This window comes from Paenibacillus sp. V4I3 (genome assembly GCF_030817215.1).
GTDB lineage: Bacteria > Bacillota > Bacilli > Paenibacillales > NBRC-103111 > Paenibacillus_E.
Map to the genome: position 1 here is coordinate 5,253,474 of NZ_JAUSZA010000001.1, position 16,311 is coordinate 5,269,784.

Annotated in this window: 18 protein-coding genes and 1 pseudogene; 3 read left to right on the top strand and 16 right to left on the bottom strand. The window is 42.0% G+C overall.

The features are described 5' to 3' along the window. Positions 1-62: 62 nt before the first annotated feature. From QFZ77_RS24255 to QFZ77_RS24280, 6 genes are all read right to left on the bottom strand, one after another. Positions 63-437 (bottom strand): Rid family detoxifying hydrolase, encoded by a 375-nt coding sequence (locus QFZ77_RS24255; RefSeq protein WP_307443287.1) that lies wholly within the window; start codon positions 435-437, stop codon positions 63-65. A 192-nt stretch (positions 438-629) separates the two neighbouring features. Next, a complete protein-coding gene (locus tag QFZ77_RS24260; protein WP_307443289.1) occupies positions 630-1,445 on the bottom strand; it encodes a uroporphyrinogen-III synthase in 816 nt (271 codons plus the stop codon). Between the two features lie 66 nt (positions 1,446-1,511). After that, the gene (locus QFZ77_RS24265; protein ID WP_307443290.1) at positions 1,512-1,730 is read right to left on the bottom strand and encodes a hypothetical protein; all 219 of its coding nucleotides are present in this window, start codon (positions 1,728-1,730) and stop codon (positions 1,512-1,514) included. Between the two features lie 235 nt (positions 1,731-1,965). Continuing rightward, positions 1,966-2,832, bottom strand: a complete 867-nt coding sequence (locus QFZ77_RS24270; RefSeq protein ID WP_307443292.1) for an SDR family oxidoreductase — start codon at positions 2,830-2,832, stop codon at positions 1,966-1,968. A 105-nt stretch (positions 2,833-2,937) separates the two neighbouring features. Continuing rightward, a complete protein-coding gene (locus QFZ77_RS24275; protein WP_307443293.1) occupies positions 2,938-3,354 on the bottom strand; it encodes an Rrf2 family transcriptional regulator in 417 nt (138 codons plus the stop codon). A gap of 416 nt (positions 3,355-3,770) precedes the next feature. After that, the gene (locus QFZ77_RS24280) at positions 3,771-4,298 is read right to left on the bottom strand and encodes a GNAT family N-acetyltransferase (RefSeq protein WP_307443295.1); all 528 of its coding nucleotides are present in this window, start codon (positions 4,296-4,298) and stop codon (positions 3,771-3,773) included. A 523-nt stretch (positions 4,299-4,821) separates the two neighbouring features. Here QFZ77_RS24280 and QFZ77_RS24285 point away from each other — a divergent pair. Next, positions 4,822-5,463: a response regulator transcription factor gene (locus QFZ77_RS24285; RefSeq protein ID WP_307443297.1), complete on the top strand. Its 642-nt coding sequence runs from the start codon at positions 4,822-4,824 to the stop codon at positions 5,461-5,463. A 12-nt stretch (positions 5,464-5,475) separates the two neighbouring features. Here the strand turns inward: QFZ77_RS24285 and QFZ77_RS24290 are convergent, their stop codons facing one another. The 8 genes and pseudogenes from QFZ77_RS24290 to QFZ77_RS24325 form a co-directional block, all read right to left on the bottom strand. Beyond that, positions 5,476-6,597: a Ger(x)C family spore germination protein gene (locus QFZ77_RS24290; protein WP_307443299.1), complete on the bottom strand. Its 1,122-nt coding sequence runs from the start codon at positions 6,595-6,597 to the stop codon at positions 5,476-5,478. Continuing rightward, positions 6,594-7,703, bottom strand: a complete 1,110-nt coding sequence (locus QFZ77_RS24295; protein WP_307443301.1) for a GerAB/ArcD/ProY family transporter — start codon at positions 7,701-7,703, stop codon at positions 6,594-6,596. Before QFZ77_RS24295 ends, QFZ77_RS24290 begins: the two co-directional genes overlap by 4 nt. A gap of 19 nt (positions 7,704-7,722) precedes the next feature. Further along, on the bottom strand, positions 7,723-9,201 hold the full coding sequence (locus QFZ77_RS24300; RefSeq protein WP_307449813.1) for a spore germination protein: 1,479 nt from the start codon (positions 9,199-9,201) through the stop codon (positions 7,723-7,725). Positions 9,202-9,348: 147 nt separating this feature from the next. Further along, positions 9,349-10,161, bottom strand: coding sequence for an alpha/beta fold hydrolase (locus tag QFZ77_RS24305; RefSeq protein WP_307443302.1), 813 nt, complete (start codon positions 10,159-10,161; stop codon positions 9,349-9,351). A gap of 83 nt (positions 10,162-10,244) precedes the next feature. Next, positions 10,245-11,106, bottom strand: a pseudogene (locus QFZ77_RS24310) (aldo/keto reductase). Positions 11,107-11,188: 82 nt separating this feature from the next. Beyond that, a complete protein-coding gene (locus QFZ77_RS24315) occupies positions 11,189-11,578 on the bottom strand; it encodes a MerR family transcriptional regulator (RefSeq protein ID WP_307443303.1) in 390 nt (129 codons plus the stop codon). A 45-nt stretch (positions 11,579-11,623) separates the two neighbouring features. Next, positions 11,624-12,466: a VOC family protein gene (locus tag QFZ77_RS24320; RefSeq protein ID WP_307443305.1), complete on the bottom strand. Its 843-nt coding sequence runs from the start codon at positions 12,464-12,466 to the stop codon at positions 11,624-11,626. Positions 12,467-12,684: 218 nt separating this feature from the next. Further along, positions 12,685-13,191, bottom strand: coding sequence for a DUF3189 family protein (locus QFZ77_RS24325; protein WP_307443306.1), 507 nt, complete (start codon positions 13,189-13,191; stop codon positions 12,685-12,687). A gap of 143 nt (positions 13,192-13,334) precedes the next feature. On the opposite strand from QFZ77_RS24325, the gene QFZ77_RS24330 reads away from it, so the two are divergent. Further along, the gene (locus tag QFZ77_RS24330; RefSeq protein WP_029194957.1) at positions 13,335-13,517 is read left to right on the top strand and encodes a hypothetical protein; all 183 of its coding nucleotides are present in this window, start codon (positions 13,335-13,337) and stop codon (positions 13,515-13,517) included. Between the two features lie 82 nt (positions 13,518-13,599). Here the strand turns inward: QFZ77_RS24330 and QFZ77_RS24335 are convergent, their stop codons facing one another. Further along, positions 13,600-14,838 (bottom strand): MFS transporter, encoded by a 1,239-nt coding sequence (locus QFZ77_RS24335; RefSeq protein WP_373462652.1) that lies wholly within the window; start codon positions 14,836-14,838, stop codon positions 13,600-13,602. A 170-nt stretch (positions 14,839-15,008) separates the two neighbouring features. Between QFZ77_RS24335 and QFZ77_RS24340 the strand changes: the two genes are divergently transcribed. After that, entirely contained in the window at positions 15,009-15,773 is a 765-nt protein-coding gene (locus QFZ77_RS24340; RefSeq protein ID WP_307443308.1) for a C40 family peptidase, read from the top strand. 116 nt (positions 15,774-15,889) lie between these two features. Here the strand turns inward: QFZ77_RS24340 and QFZ77_RS24345 are convergent, their stop codons facing one another. Next, the gene (locus tag QFZ77_RS24345) at positions 15,890-16,240 is read right to left on the bottom strand and encodes a VOC family protein (protein WP_307443309.1); all 351 of its coding nucleotides are present in this window, start codon (positions 16,238-16,240) and stop codon (positions 15,890-15,892) included. Positions 16,241-16,311: the final 71 nt, after the last annotated feature.

Genomic DNA, 16,311 nt, shown 5'->3' on the forward strand with positions numbered 1-16,311 from the left:
CTCCAGCCATTTCATCATCAATGATCATCACAGTTTTTGGAATAAACATATTCCTTACTCTATTATTCAATCACAGCTATAGCATCAATCTGAACCATAAAACCCATATTTGCTGGCCCTATTGTTCGAGCTGGATATGGTTTTGAGAAGTAGTCTTTGTAAATCAAATTAAATTCATCGAAGCCTGCTCCTTCTCCAAGGAATACAGTTACTTTTACAACATCTTTCAACGCAGCACCCGATTCTTCCAAAACTGCTTTAAGGTTTTCTAATGCCCTTCTCGCTTGTTCTTCTAATGTATTTCCTACTAACCTACCCGTTTCAGGATCAAAAGGTCCTTGTCCAGCAACGTATACCGTATTACCTGCTTTAATTGCCTGCGAGTATGGCATTCCATCAGGGTTTTGTGCTTTCGCTGTAAAAATAACTTCTTTCATGGTTATACCTCCAGTTTATTATTTCGGCCCGTTGATTAATTCGATAAATCCCAAAATATTCCTGCATTTCTTCTGATTTGTGCTCATAAGTATCGGAGAATTTTTATATTTGCCTAACATAATAAGCCGACACGAGCGCCACAAAATAGCAGCTCATGCCGGCTTATCATGTTTAAACCTATTTGGACCAAATCAAGGTAAATATTGATTCTCATAATACTTGACTAATTCAATAACCATGGCCCCCATCCGTTCGCTTTCAGGTACTATGACGAGGTCTAATCCTTCTTCTCTCAAAGCCTCTTCCGTTACTTTCCCTACCGCTACTGCATTTACTCGTGTGTTGAACGATTCTCGGACTGTATCCGCGATCCCTTGACGTTTGGCATATTCAAACAAATATCGCACTTGCACCGCGGTAGTAAAACAAACAGCGTCTATTGATTTCGTTGAAAGCTCATGACACAATGTCTCCAAAGTGGATGATTCCGGTTCTACATGCCGATAAGGCAGCAGTTGAATAACATTCGCCCCCCGATTCTCTAAGAATTGGATCAAATCGGGCTGAGGTTCACCATGTAACTGGACAACTACTGTTTTACCCGCGAAATCACAAAGGTCCATACTTCGAATTAAACCTTGCGTCGTACCATCCTCATCGACAATTTCAGGTTTTATATCTAATTTTTTAAGCAAAGCATACGTCTTATATCCGCGTGCCGCTACCTTCGCTTCTTTCATTTTTTGAATCAGAGTTGAATGAATTCCTAAGCGTTCTGCTGCCACCAGCAGCGTATCTGTTCCAGTGCCTGTTGTTAGAACAAACCAATCAATCCTATTATTCACGCAAAATAATAACTCTTGTTCTATTGCCGACTCATCAGAATATAAAAGGCCTTGCAAAGGACGAATGACAGGGATACCGCCCTGCTTCTCAATTAATAGGCTCATTTCCTCTGTTTTTCTAGAGCCTGCGATTACGATTTTCTTGTTGATAAGCTTTTTCATTTGCTATGAATCCCCCTTTTTTAAAATGACCACGCTTCGCATTGTGCAGCGAAGGCGTGGTCATTTTTACCCGATCGAATAACGAATATACGCTAGTAAGGCTAACAAACCTGCAACAATTGAAATCACATAAAAAGATGTAAGCCGAACCCATTTTACCTCTGTTTTTTGAAAATAAGTTTGATCGCCTTCACGATTCTTACGAGAAAAACCAACCATAAAGGTAACAACTAAACCAAATAATAGTATGATTGAAAATATCCCAAAATAGATATACATATTCATAAAATAACCACCTTTTTCTTTGTAAAATTGGTCTTCGGTGAAAATTATATAGGAATTTAATCCGAAATTCATCAACCACTTTCGTGCTATTTATACCATCCAATTTCTCAAATAGCGGCTAGGCTTCTCCTCAACTAGTATAAATGCAATTTTATTCAGTAGTACGAAGCCAAAAGATAACAAAAAGCCGCGGTCTATAAAAGACTGCGGCTTAATTGCCTTGTTTATGCTCGTTTTATGAGTTCAATCCGTTCACAAGATCTTCAATCGCCTCGCTCAGTGGTGTAACCGGGCGACCAAGAAGTGTCGGAAGATCGTTGCTCTCTATTTCTAGAACGCCATCTCTAATCGCGCTTTGGATGGCAACAAGAATGGGAATAACTTGCTCAGGAACCCCTGCACCGGCCATGATCTTAGCGTAAGTCTCATCGTCAACTTGCTGAATTGGAACCTCACGATCAAGGACCTTAGAAAGAACCCCCGCGAGGTCTTCATGCGTGATCAATGCGCCCGAGAGCTCATAAACCGTATTCTCATGTCCGTTACCTGCAAGCACATTTGCTGCCGCTTGTGCATAATCGCCGCGAGAAGCCCACCCAACTTTGCCAGCTCCTGCTGAGGTCACGAGCGGTGCACCCGCCAATACGCCTTGTAACGTTCCAATCTCGTTCTCAATGTACCAGTTATTACGTAGAAATGAGTATGGAATTCCCGTTTTACGAATCGCTTCCTCTGTCGCACGATGCACAGGCACAAGAAAGAGAGAGCTTTCCTCTGCGTTTGTGGCACTAGTGTACGCGATGAAACCAACCCCAGCGCGCTCAGCCGCAGATACAGCAGCTAAATGTTGACGAATTCGAGTTTCATTATCCCCTTGCGTCGAAACGATAAGTAGGCGGTCAACACCAGCGAAAGCTTTATCAAGAGATGCTGGATCATCAAAATCACCATGGCGTACTTCAACTCCCCGAGAATGTAAATCGGTTGCTTTTTCCGTATCTCTTACGCTAACAGCCAATCTCTCAGCCGGTACGGATGCAAGTAAAGCTTCCACCACTTTTGATCCCAATTGTCCTGTTGCACCGGTTACTAGAATTTTCATTTGTAATACCTCCATCAGATTATTTAATAATAAGTTAGAATCACTATAGTTATAACTAATTTGGTTACAACTAAGCTATAAAAATTAGCTCATTAAGAGCTATTTTTATTTGAAATTAGTTATCAGCTGTTTCAAGGAAACGTTAGACAATCTTTGTTCCATCGCAGATTGAGCATCACGCATTTCTGCACGGAGAACAGATTCAATATTTCTTCCTACCGTACATTTGGGGTTAGGATGGTTGTGGAAATTGAACAATTCCCCATTCTCGATCACTTCCACTGCCCGGTATACATCAAGTAATGTAATCTGGTCCGTATCCTTACATAGCGAAGCTCCGCCAACTCCAGCACGTACTTCAACGAGTCCTGCCTTCTTCAGCATCCCAATAATTTTGCGAATGATGACAGGATTCGTATTCACGCTGCCAGCAATGAAATCACCTGTACATTCTGTTGGAATGGTCGCAATTAACGACAGGATATGAACAGCTATCGAAAATCGACTGCTAATTTGTTTCATTCATCATCACCTACTCGTTGTAACCAGTATAGTTCTAACTAACTTCTAAGTCAAGTTTGTCATGTCAGTTAAAATCATTTTTTTCACCCTTCTTGAATTGTGGCTCATGATTATGTTTGTTAAGAAGAAAAAGAACTCCTTTCGGAGTTCTTCTCGACGGTGAATTGATTGATGGTACTTATGCCTTGAACCTTACTTGGCTTGGTCTATACCTCATCCATTATTGCAGTACAAGTACTACATTAAGTGTTTGCGGCACATCTCCTCGCTTCTATATGGATTCAAAAACAACTTCCCTGGTATTTATCTCGTTGAATGTACAACGGAACCACACCTCTCTTGTTTCACCGTCATAAGTATTATGACTGATCTAATTCAAATTATACACATTCATTTACATAAAGAGTTGCTCCATCCTATGTTGCATCAGTAAGGTCCAATCTCCAATCGTTGCATCGCATGAAGCTTCCCGGAGGGTATTCGAAGCTGCACTCGGCGATGAACTCGAAGTCGAGTTTCCGGCAAATGGCATTCGATGCGGGGTTATCGACCGACGGGAATGCGTGAAGGTACCTGATCTTCTGTTCTGCTCTGGCGCTAGCAGCGGCCGCCGCGGTTGCTGCGCTTGCAATGCCTCTGCGTTGGAACGTCGGCAGTACGCCCCAACCGATCTCGTACACGATCTCTTCCTGCCAGACACGTTCCCAGTACCCGATGTTGCCGACCGCTTCTAGTTCTGGAAGCAGAACGATGCTGAACATACGGCCATTCCCCTTGCCGCCAATCTCGACGTAGCGTTTGTGGCGCGCCAGGATCTGCTCCTCCGTCTCCGGACCACCCAAGTGTTCCAGCATCTCTGGTGCATTCATGCGATACAGCAGTGCAAGATCAGCCTCTGCCCATGGCTCGATCCTTACCTGCAAATCATTCGTTCGATTTAGCATCTTCACACTCCTACTAGGGAAATCATGTCAAAATAAGTTCTTTTACATTGTACTTCTGAATCATTACCATCATCAAGTTTAAAGCCTAATATTCACGATATCAGCAGCAGCTCGATCTACTGATTTTATAGTTGATGTGTTTAATTTATTTGCCCAGATGCAGTAACCCATCCCCACATAAGTTAATCCCCAAAAGAACGCGAACCATTTATTATCTGCGACTGGAATGACTATGGAGAGAATCATAAGCAAGAACAGACCTGGAACCCAGCGGGGAACGTCTCATCTTCCCACAAACTGCGGGTGGAAATCACGGATAATGGCGCATCCCTCCCATCTCGGTCGGGGATTTCGGGCAGTAAAGGCGGCATTGGCCTTGTCTCCATTCGGGAAAGGGCCGCTGAATTGGGTGGTCACTGCACAATGGAAAGACTTGAAAACGGGGGCACACGAGTTTTGGCTTTGCTGCCACTGTAAGAGTTTGTGCTAAGAGATTAGAACTTGAAGTAGATTGATACTAAACATGAAGATCATAATCGCAGATGACCATCCGATATTTCGCAGCGGAGTCAGAAATTTGCTTAGAACGACAGAAGATTTGGAAGTTGTTGGAGAAGCTTCCTCTGGAGATGAGGCTTTGAAGCTAGCGGAACAATGCCAGCCTGATTTGATTTTGATGGATATTCGCATGCCAGGGCTGAACGGGATCGAGGCCACGCGGTTGATTAAAGAGAAATTCCCGCATATCGAAGTATTAATCCTTACCATGTTCCGCGACGATCAGTCGGTCTTTACCGCCATGCGCGTCGGGGCCAAGGGCTACGTGCTGAAGGACGCGGACGAAGTTGAGCTGATGCAGTCCATCCGCATGGTGGGTAGTGGCGGAGCTGTATTCAGCTCGGATATCGCGGCACGGATGATGCATTACTTTTCGGCGCCCAAGCTGGTGGACACTGTGGATCACCCTGCTTTGGCTGAGCTGTCCAAGCGGGAGAAAGAGATATTGGAGCGTATCGCCGAGGGGGATACTAACGCTCAAATCGCCACACGCTTGCACATCAGTTCCAAGACTGTAGCCAACAACGTGTCTACGATACTGAATAAGCTTCAAGTTGTAGATCGGAACGAGGCTAAGCGGCTTTTGAAGGAATCACGGGAGGGTTGAGATTCAAAACAACTATTCAATCACACCTGAGCGAACCATGATTGCTTTGATATCCACTTGGACCTTGGCTTTGGGATACATCTCCCTCCACTTCTCATCCGTCAGATTGGAGTGTCGTACTTTAGAAATATAAGTTTCACCAAAACCGATCGGATCCGATTGAACCGCTTGGGTTTTGGTAATCAGATGTTGCGCACGCCGAACTAATTCCTTGGCAATCTCGCTTTCGAGGGCATGAACGACCTTTGGTTCTCCTAAATTCATCTCGTTTGAAATCTCTTGAATTCTGGCATGCATAGATATATGGACAGAAAATGACGGAATAGTGGGGTCTACTAGCTTAATTTTACTGGAACTTGTGATATTTTCTATCACGATATTAATTTTATCCGTCTGAATACCTGACTTAATTTGTTTAAAAGGTTCAGCGTCCAAGGTTAACTCCAACGCACCAGCTCTGTAACGATCTCGAATAAGTTTAAGCAGAAAAGCCTCGTCCACCTTAAGCCCTCCTACCATCTTATCATTCTGAAACATTGCCGTATTATGCATTGAAATTTCGTCGCCAGAACGCTCAACAATAGGGAGAACCGGGTCTTTTCCTACTGCATATACATCATGAATAAATTCATGAAGCGTGCATGAAAGAATTTGTTCTCCTTGAATATTTTGACGAATCATTTTATAGAGGTAAGTTCCGATATTGCTTATTTCCGGAAATCGATGCGTGATAATATTTTCACTGCTCCCTTTACTTACAGTTACATACATTGTATCTGAAATGGAAGGGTCTCTTGAGAGCGTATCGGTAAGGGTTAAGATCCCACTCCGGGCCAACTTCTCATTATACATGGCAATTCGGAGCTGTCCACCAACGACACGCTTGGATACTTCACGGTTCTGAGCATTTCGAACCCCTTTGCTTGTGTTACCGGTTGTAACGACTACCTGAACCTTTTCTTTCGCTTCCGGATCTATTTGATGGAGCAGCGCTGTTCCCTTGATGCGGTCATTCTCTTGAGGATCATAACCAACAATGACGATGAGTCCTAATTCTTCTAAAATCCTCTTTTGCACACAGCCAGTAGGAAAAAGTAGTACGATAACCGACAGAACTAGCAGGGATTTCCTCATTGTATCCCCTCTCTTTTCTTGTGAAAATGTTGTTTGAGTAAGACAGCTGCGTAAAGTACCCAGGGATAAGCAAATACAAATCTCAGGGCCACTTTCGAAAAGATGTCATTTAAAGTATTAATCTGTAATCGTGTTTTAAAAAAGATCGATACAACAACCAGTATAAGAGCAAAGGTATAAAGGGCATATTTTTGCTTCCATCCAAATATTCGTTTAATTCCTTTGGACGCTGCCCACATGTACATCATTAAGTTGGGAAGGACGATCAACATCCATATACTTATAGCCACATATTCAAAGCGTTCCAGAAATGGAAACACAACAATCTTAAAAAGGCTGAACGTAGCCCAAACGGTCTTCGATAATTGTCCAGGACTAAAGTAAACAAGCGTGACCACCATAACAGCTACATAGATGACAGTGGTGGTAATAAGTCCTAAATGGGCGGCCAAAGGGGCACGGTGTTTATTACGAATAAAAGGATACAAAAACATCAGAATTTCGAAACCGACGATGGTCAAAGACATTTTAACCATGCCTTGAACTAATTCAGAAATGCTTGCTTCCATTATCGGAGTAAGATGTGTCCATTCTGCATACCGAATAGGAAAGTACAAAAATACTATCAACCATGTTGTCAATATTGCGGACATAAAGGAGATCCCCACTACAACCCGAATACCGCCAAGAACGCCATAATTAGTTAACATAGCCAAAAAAGTGCTCAGCAGCCATGTGGGTAGGTCCGGGAATATCCAGGTCTGGACCATTTCTACATAATTGCGGGATATCACCAAGACAGCAGTTAGCATATACAACATAACAATTGTGTTGATTATCCCCCCGAAATATCGACCATAAAGGTCTCTGTGAACTTCATAGAGGTCCATATTCGGATTCAGCTTAAGAGTTCGCAGCATGACCCAAACCGTTAGATGAGACCATACCCCAGCCATGCAGACGGATATCCACGCATCATGCCCCGCCGATTGGAAAATAATACGCTGAAATCCAGACAAACCAGTTCCTATCTGATTGGAAAGAATAACAAAGAATAAGAGAAAGGAACTAAACATCAATCTCTTTGGAGGACTACCAGTCTTCACCTTTACTCCTCCTTGTCCATTATTCATCAATATCGCTGTGGCTAGTCACAATCTCTTGTTCCTCAAACCTGTTGGTGTCATCGCCACGGATATACATGGAGCGTTCACGCAAAAAATTGAAAGGTAATCTCAAAATGCTGTCTTTCAAATCCCCTTTCCGAAACGGATAGAGGGGGTACAAATAAGGCTGTCCCAGACTAGTTAAACGAAGAAGGTGAATCACCAAAAAGCAGATACCAATCATGATCCCAATTCCTCCATAAAAGCCTGCAAGTATAATGATTGGATACCGGATGATACGAATCGTAATACCCATTAGATAAATCGGTGTTATAAACGATGCCAACGTTCCTAGTGCTACGATGATAATGAGAATATTACTAGTAAATCCTGCCTGTACGGCGGCCTGTCCGATAACGATACCACCTACGATTCCGATTGTTTGGCCAATCTTGGTCGGAAGTCTTGCACCAGCTTCACGGAGCAGTTCAATCGTTATTTCCAAAAACAAGGCTTCCATTAAGGGGGGAAATGGTACTCGTGTTCGGGATTCAGCCAGCGGCACGACCATGGCAGAAGGAATGATTTCATAATGGTATGTTAATGCTGCTACATATATGGGTGTGAATAGTAAGGATAAAACCATGGCTCCAACCCGTAAAAGCCGGAAGAAAGTAGCCATATTCCACCGAACTTGATGGTCTTCAGGGGAAGAGAAGAAATCCATCATCGTCGATGGGCATACAATGGCGAACGGACTTCCAGAAACAAACAGCACAATTTTCCCCTCTGATAGGGAGAACGAAGTACGGTCTACACGTTCGGTCATAACAAACTGTGGGAAGATCGTAAATTTATTATCCTCTATGAACTGAACTAGTTGTGCACTGGATACCACACCATCTATCTCAAGATTATTGATCCTGTCGCGCACTCGTTTAACGAGTTCATTATCTGTAAGATTTTTGATATAAAACATCGCCACTTGTGTCTTGATTTCTACGCCAACTTCCAGGTTCTCCTGACATAAGTTTGGACTCGGGAGATACATTTGGAGCAAGGCAACATTGGACCTTAATATTTCGTTGAATGCGATCTGTGGACCAAATACTTGGCTTTCAATGTCAGCTTTTGAAAAGCTCCGATTAGGAGGCTTGTACACATTCAGCAGAAAATTGAAGCTGCTATCATCGGCGTGAAGATACACCCAGCCTAGCAATAATTTTTCCACAACAGCCTGAATATCTTTAACCTCAACAATCCCTGCAACAGGGAATCGGTCTGTTACATTTACTGAAAGGACATCACTTAAACTTAATAATGGCTGGATAATATCCCTTTGGAGCAAATCCTGATCCACTAATGTTTCTAAATAATAGAGAGCAGCCGTTTGTTGTCCTAGCATGACATACTTGGCAATTAAATTCGGATTTTCATTAAGAGATTCCTGTAGCAGCTGTTCCAGCTCGATAATATCGGCAGGTATGTACTTTTTCATGTTCTGCACGATAAAAATCCCTCGTTTCACAATGCCATATCGCATAGTATGTCAAAAGATCAGGAAAACAATCCCATATAGCTTTGAAAAACGTAAAAAACCATCGCTTTGGTTGCGATGGTTCTTAAGGGCGTGAGGCCCGTTAGTTTAGCCAATAAATTGAGTAAGTACCTGGTTAAATCGATCCCGTTCCTCCCAAAAAGGGCCATGGCCACTGTATTGAAATGGAACGAGCTGCGAATTTCTTATTACTTTATTTACTTCCAGCGCTTGTGCAAATGGAATCACTTTGTCATGGATGCCATGAATTATTAATGTTGGTACGAATATTTGATGAAGATCTTGGGATACGTTCTCATCTCTTAATAACTTTATTACTGCAGCAGTTGACCAGCCAGCAGCTTCTAATCCCATCTGAAAAAACCAATCCGAGAATGGCCCGGTTATATATTGAAAGAAAAACGTGTCCGTGATACCTTGCAGCATTTTGGGGCGATCATTAGCATTCTCGATGAGGAATTTATTCGCCGTTTCTGGTGTAAAACCTCTAGGAGCTGCAGCGTCTATTAGGACTAGTTTAGATACACCATAGCCATTATATCGCGCCATATATCGTATTGCGATCGCTCCCCCTGTCGAGTGACCCGCTAATGTGCAATTCTCTAATCTAAGCGCTCCAACTACAGCACGAATATCATCCGCCAATCTGTCATAATGATAGCCACTAAACGGTTTGTCTGAATTACCGAAGCCTCTCCAGTCAATACCAATGCAGCGATATCCCATTGCCGGCAGAACATTAAACTGATATTCAAACTGCTTATGGCTTAAAGGCCAACCATGAATAAACAGGATGGTCTTATTACCCTCCGGGTTTACATCTTCAATAAATATTTTTACTCCTGCTTCTACATTAACATAATATCCCATTTGGACATGCTCCTCTAATAAATTACTCATGTGCAACAAGATATTCACATGCGCAAAAATAGGTGCATGCCTATCGGCATTCTTAATGTTTGGCAGCAATTTTGTAAACAACATTAAATTTTGAACATATCACTGACCGATTGAATTTCGTCTTCACTTAAATGAACGTTTAAGGTTTGAATATTACTCTTGATTTGATCGGGGCGCTTAGCTCCAGGAATAATGATATCTACCCTGGGTCTTGTTAATAACCAAGCTAGAGCTACTTGTGCTGTTTCGACTCCTTTATTCAAAGCGAATTCCTTTAACTGTTCAACACGTTTGAGATTGGTAAGATACGCTTCCCTTTGGAACAGAGGATTATTCATTCGAGACAAATCATCAAATGTTTCATTCTTCGTATATTTACCCGTAAGTAAACCTGAATATTTGTACCTGCAGGATATCCAAATGATCATCCGTATTAAATGCTTTCAATTGATCAATAGTGACGTTGGATACACCAATTGCTTTAACTTTGCCTTCCTGCTTCAATTCAGCCATGGTACGGGCTACTTCTGCAAGCGGGGTTTTGTTATCCGGGAAGTGAAGGAAGAAAATATCCAAGTAATCGGTTTGCAGCCGTGCTAGGCTGTCTTCAATAGATTGTCGAAGGGCAGGCCGGCTGTTATCCACTTCCATGACGCCATCTATATACTTGATATCAGCAGATGCTTTCGTGGAGATAACAAGACGATCACGTCCACCTCTTTCTTTGATAATTTCGCCAATCAATTGTTCAGACCTTCCGAACCCATATAAATAAGCGGTATCGATAAAGTTAATATTTTCATCTAGAGCAGTGTGTATAAGCTGTTTTCCGGTTTCCTCGGTTACATTTGGATACATCATTTGATTGCCTACAGCACCTGCACCTAATCCAATCTTGAAGGCACTTAACCCTGTTCTACCAATTGGTGTTCTGTTATTATTCATCGTAATGGCTCCTTTTTATTTCAAAGTTATTCTAACAGAGCCATCGTATTACTTGGAGTCAACTCCAAGTCAAGTGCTTTTTTTATTGTTCAAATGAGTCTGGTGGACCGAATTTCCCGCTTTTTAATTTCTGATCGATAAAATCCTTAATTATCTGTAATTCGGCCATTTGATTTTCGATACTTTTCTTATGATTTTGAAGCTTTCCATATATTTCAGGAAATTCTGTAAGATCAGCATCATAAGAGAGCTGCAAATACGGCTTCATATCGTCAAGCGACATCCCGGTTTTTTTCAGACATTGAATGAGCTTCATGGTCTTAATATCCTCTGTATGGTATACGCGGTGACCACTTATCTTTCGTTCCGCTCGTGGTAGAAGACCGATTTTCTCGTAGTAACGAATCGTATCTTCAGTTAATCCGGTTTGCTCTGCCGTTTGTTTGATCGTATACTCAATGACTTTGGTCATAATTTCATCACATGCTTTCTGATCCGTTTAGAAGTAATAACGAATTCAATTCACAGTCAACACAATATGATTTCCTGATGGGTCAACTGCTGTATATTCGTTTACAGGATAGCCCAACCGTTCTAGATTCCTTGTCGCAGCATCTCTAGTTATATCATCGGCAAATACTATCGTGAAATATTTCAGACCAACGCTGTTACGAGATGGTGCTTGTACGCCTTTACCGTTCCAGATGTTTAATCCAATATGATGATGGTATCCTCCACTCGAAATAAAGAGCGCTTGATTGCTTATTTGATAAACAACCTTAAACCCAAGTCCATGGATATAAAATTCCGCCGCTTTTGCGAGGTCTGAAACATGTAGATGAATATGCCCCATAATGGTTTCAGACGGCAAACCCGTGAACTTCTCTCCATTCGTTTCAGACAAAAGACTGCGTAAATCAACCTGTTCGGTTGACATGCTAACTTGTTCCCCAATCCATTCCCAACTGTCTGAAGGACGGTCTACATAAATTTCCATCCCATTCCCGTCCGGGTCCGCTAAGTACAGCGCCTCACTCACAAGATGATCGGATATTCCTTGTAACGGGTATCTAATATCGATAAAGTGCTGAATGACTTTTGCCAGCTCTTTCCGGTCCGGTAGAAGTATCGCATAATGATAAAGTCCTGAACGACGTGTTTCTTTCGGTAAGACATCTGCTGGCTGCTCTAGGGTTACTAGAACATCCTTTCCGTTTAACGTCAGTGAAACTGAGGTTTCTGTACGATCCAAAAGTTGAAAACCTAATACCCCTTGGTAGAATGATAAAGACCTTTCAAGCTTTTCAACGATTAAATGTACATGACTAACAAATGTAATTGGTTGTTGATGAAACTTCATATGAGTACCTCCCATTATATATTGGACATTCAACTATGGTTGATGCGTAAATGTTCATCTTGATCACTTTGCCTTACCCTTAGATTCTATAACTTGGAGTTAACACCAAGTCAAGTTATTTTTGACTGAGTAAGCAATAGATGTTGCCACAAAGTTATTATGAAAAAAGCAGGTCGCCGCGGCGCCTGCTCGAGTTATCTTATTCATTTCAATCCTACTTACTTGAAATCTTTATTATCAAGCATAATTAATTGGGAGCTTGACGATTTTGCGGTCTGTTTCGTATGTTGAACGAGATTAAAAATGTCTTTATAGGCTTGTTTTGCCCCTATAACCAATAAGGGCACACCTATGAAATCAATTTTCAACCATCGTGAAAGCATACCACCGCAGGTCATCGCAAAAGGCACAGTCGGAGACGTATTAGATAAAATGATTTTTTCGTTGAGAACCTCTTCTTCAATCAGCATATCAATGAAATTAAAAACGCCTGGAATTAGGATTTTAGACCTTCCTCTGCCCATTGTGTATACTTTATTGCCATCCTCGTCCTTGCCATGAAAGTATAATTTCCCTCTGTCTTTATAAACTAGCTTATTGAAATTGTGTGTATTCAATATTTCATTTTTTGTAGGCTCGTGAGAAGCGTCCAACTTATTGAGATGATAAGCTGCAGCTAAAACTGTTGTATGAGTTCCCCCGAAATCGTTGTAAATATAGATCATAGTTCAAACCCACCACCCAGAGAACAATATTGTATAAAGCTTCTTTACTCATTATCTCCTATAATGAATAAAACAACCCTATTCTCGAGCATATTACAGTTTGTTGTATCCTATTAAATAACAGCAAGGGAGCATTCTTAACGATGACAACAAACAGTGGACATCAAGGAGCGCATGGGATCGGCCAAGAAATAGAGCAGTTAAACAATCAGGCGCAAGCGGCAGAACTCATGCAAGGAAAAAATAAGGTAGATCAAGAAATCATTGCAGCGGCTAACGAGCACAGTTCAGAACTAGAGGAAATCATTGAACGTGAGACCACGTAATTTGTAACGGATTAGAGAAATATACAGAGAAGCCACGCACTGATGCGTGGTTTTTTGTTGTCACTACGTCATCTTGGAATATTCATTGAGTAGGATCAGCTGTATAATCGGGGTCCGCATTTTTTGTTTCTTTGCCAAAAAACAATAAAACCAGTGCTCCGATGACAATCGCTACAAAGAATACCATAAAAATGGAGTTGATTGCTTTATTACTCGCCACCAGCAAACCCACAAGGTACGGACCAATAATACCGCCGATACGTCCGAAAGATGCGGCAAGCCCAACACCCGTTGAGCGTACTTCAGTCGGGTACAACTCAGGTGTATAGGCATACATGGCTCCCCATGCACCAAGATTAAAAAAAGATAAGCTAACACCGGCTGCTATCAACATCCCTTCTGTTTCAGCATTACTGAACCATAGTGCGCTTGCTGCCGTCAGCAGCAAATAGGTGACGAGCACAAACTTACGGCCAAATTTCTCAATAAAATAAGCAGCTGTAAAATAACCTGGAAGCTGTGCCAACGTCATAATCAATACATATTGAAAGCTTTTCACGAGACCAAAACCCTTAAGAACCATCACGGTTGGAAGCCATAGAAACATGCCGTAATAGGAAAACACCACCGTGAACCACAAAATCCAAAGAGTTAAGGTGGATCTTCGATATTTAGATGACCATACGGAAGCTACACGTTTGCGGAATGACAATTTCCGGCTACGCAGCTCGGTAAATCGAGGTGAATCTTGAATCGATCGTCTGAGGTATAAAGCATATAAGGCCGGCAGCGCACCGATAACAAAGGCCGCACGCCAGCCATAAGTAGGAATGACGAAGTAAGCGATGAGCGCCGCGACGATCCACCCGCACGCCCAGAAGCTTTCTAGCAGCACGACAGCACGTCCCCTTTCACTAAGGGGAAATGACTCAGAAACAAGAGTTGACGCGACAGGAAGTTCCCCTCCAAGCCCTACTCCAGTAACGAAACGCAAGACACATAGCATAACAAAGCTAGTGGCAAGAGCAGAGAGTCCGCTGGCAGCGGAAAACATAATAAGCGTTCCAAGTAATACCATCCGGCGTCCGTAACGATCAGCTAGGGAGCCTGCTAATAAAGCCCCTACGGCCATTCCGATGGAATTAATGGCTGCCAATAGACCAATCTGCTGAGCACCTAATTTCCATTCGACTGCTAACGCAGCAACAATAAACGAGATAATCCCTACATCCATAGCGTCGAACAACCAGCTAATACCTGTGCTGAAAAGCAACTTTCGTTTTGCCGGTTCACGTAACAAATTTGTTTTATTCACATTCAAAACGCATTCTCCTAATCATCACATTAGCTTGCCTTATCCTATTTTGTGTTACTTCACAGAAAAACACTCCCTCTGCAACTAATAATCAAACTTCAAGTTGATCGCTCTACCCATCGGATTAAATATGATCGATCTAAACATAATATGGGTATCAACTATAGGAGGAAGTCATGAAACACACAAAAAAATTACTTATAGTATTCAGCTGTATACTTGTTTTGTCTGGGTGCGGTAAAAGGGATGTTACCCCTCAAAAAATTGGAGTCTCCACGCAGCAAGGCGGTATGGATAGTCGGCTGTTGGATCCTAAAATTACAAATCAAGACTTGCTGCTTCAAAGGGGTGATGCCAACATCGAACTAGAAAAACGTGGCTATCGCGCTCAAGATGCCGCTTCTTCCACTAATAGCTCTATCAAAATCCTCGGAGGAACTCAAGGACTCGTTCAAGTATGGCCCAATCCCTCCATCCAGCCCAAAGAAGGTAATTATGCAGAAAATGTGATCTCACAAGCCGCTATGTACTATGGAACTCCATACGAATTCAGTTCGGATCGATCGGACCCATCCACATTTGACTGCTCCGACTTCACACATTGGGTTTATCTTTCTTCTCTAGGGATGGATATCCCAAATGATTCTCGAAGTCAAGCGTCCTATGTTCAATCTTTTTCCAATCGGACTTACACATCTATCGATCAAGCCCAGCGTGGAGATTTACTTTTCTTCGTCAGTTTTAAAGGGACAGATCCGAATAATTACACTGGAATTGATAAATCAATCGAAAACATTACACATGTTGGTCTCTATTTGGGTAATGGCAAAATCATACATACAGCCTCAGCGGCCACAGGTGGCGTACGTATTGATGAAGTTGCCAATAATCATCTAACCTATCGCTTTGTCTTAGGTGGTTCGGTACTAGATACTAAATAATCCTTATTTTAGCGTTTAGTTATGTTTTTCCTGCGCATATCTCAAACAATCTTGGGAATGTTCTCGCAAGTAAAAGAGACGTGTTCTTTTCTAAAGAACACGCCTCTATCTATTGATTATTTATTTTGTATTAAACCGATCCCATTCCCTACTGGATCCACTAAATAGGCAAGATAAAAATCATCAAATTCCATTTTACCACGAACAACTTGTGCTCCCGATTCAACAGATTTAGTAAGTGCTTCATCTATGTTGTCAACTTCGATTTGAATTCTTATTCCGTGTGGAAAATCACTGGGTCCCTTAGAAATACCGCCATTAATGCCAGATTTATCATCATTTCCTGTAGTCACTGGGTGATATCCCCAGTTAGGCTCTGCAATCTTCCAGCCAAAAACAGACGAATAAAAACTTGCAGCACGTTCCGGATCTTGACTATTCATTTCAAATAACACAACACGACCCAAATGATTCAACCTCCGTAATTGGAATTTATACCCACTTCCATAATACCGAATATTTGTTCCCATGTAAATAA

Bases quoted from the DNA above. Each gene is read 5' to 3' on its own strand.
- QFZ77_RS24285 (WP_307443297.1), top strand. From the start codon at position 4,822: ATGAAGATCATAATCGCAGATGACCATCCGATATTTCGCAGCGGAGTC.
- QFZ77_RS24320 (WP_307443305.1), bottom strand. From the start codon at position 12,466: ATGAAGTTTCATCAACAACCAATTACATTTGTTAGTCATGTACATTTA.
- QFZ77_RS24265 (WP_307443290.1), bottom strand. From the start codon at position 1,730: ATGAATATGTATATCTATTTTGGGATATTTTCAATCATACTATTATTT.
- QFZ77_RS24315 (WP_307443303.1), bottom strand. From the start codon at position 11,578: ATGACCAAAGTCATTGAGTATACGATCAAACAAACGGCAGAGCAAACC.
- QFZ77_RS24305 (WP_307443302.1), bottom strand. From the start codon at position 10,161: ATGAGTAATTTATTAGAGGAGCATGTCCAAATGGGATATTATGTTAAT.
- QFZ77_RS24330 (WP_029194957.1), top strand. From the start codon at position 13,335: ATGACAACAAACAGTGGACATCAAGGAGCGCATGGGATCGGCCAAGAA.
- QFZ77_RS24280 (WP_307443295.1), bottom strand. From the start codon at position 4,298: ATGCTAAATCGAACGAATGATTTGCAGGTAAGGATCGAGCCATGGGCA.
- QFZ77_RS24340 (WP_307443308.1), top strand. From the start codon at position 15,009: ATGAAACACACAAAAAAATTACTTATAGTATTCAGCTGTATACTTGTT.
- QFZ77_RS24300 (WP_307449813.1), bottom strand. From the start codon at position 9,201: ATGAAAAAGTACATACCTGCCGATATTATCGAGCTGGAACAGCTGCTA.
- QFZ77_RS24275 (WP_307443293.1), bottom strand. From the start codon at position 3,354: ATGAAACAAATTAGCAGTCGATTTTCGATAGCTGTTCATATCCTGTCG.
- QFZ77_RS24255 (WP_307443287.1), bottom strand. From the start codon at position 437: ATGAAAGAAGTTATTTTTACAGCGAAAGCACAAAACCCTGATGGAATG.
- QFZ77_RS24270 (WP_307443292.1), bottom strand. From the start codon at position 2,832: ATGAAAATTCTAGTAACCGGTGCAACAGGACAATTGGGATCAAAAGTG.
- QFZ77_RS24325 (WP_307443306.1), bottom strand. From the start codon at position 13,191: ATGATCTATATTTACAACGATTTCGGGGGAACTCATACAACAGTTTTA.
- QFZ77_RS24290 (WP_307443299.1), bottom strand. From the start codon at position 6,597: ATGAGGAAATCCCTGCTAGTTCTGTCGGTTATCGTACTACTTTTTCCT.
- QFZ77_RS24260 (WP_307443289.1), bottom strand. From the start codon at position 1,445: ATGAAAAAGCTTATCAACAAGAAAATCGTAATCGCAGGCTCTAGAAAA.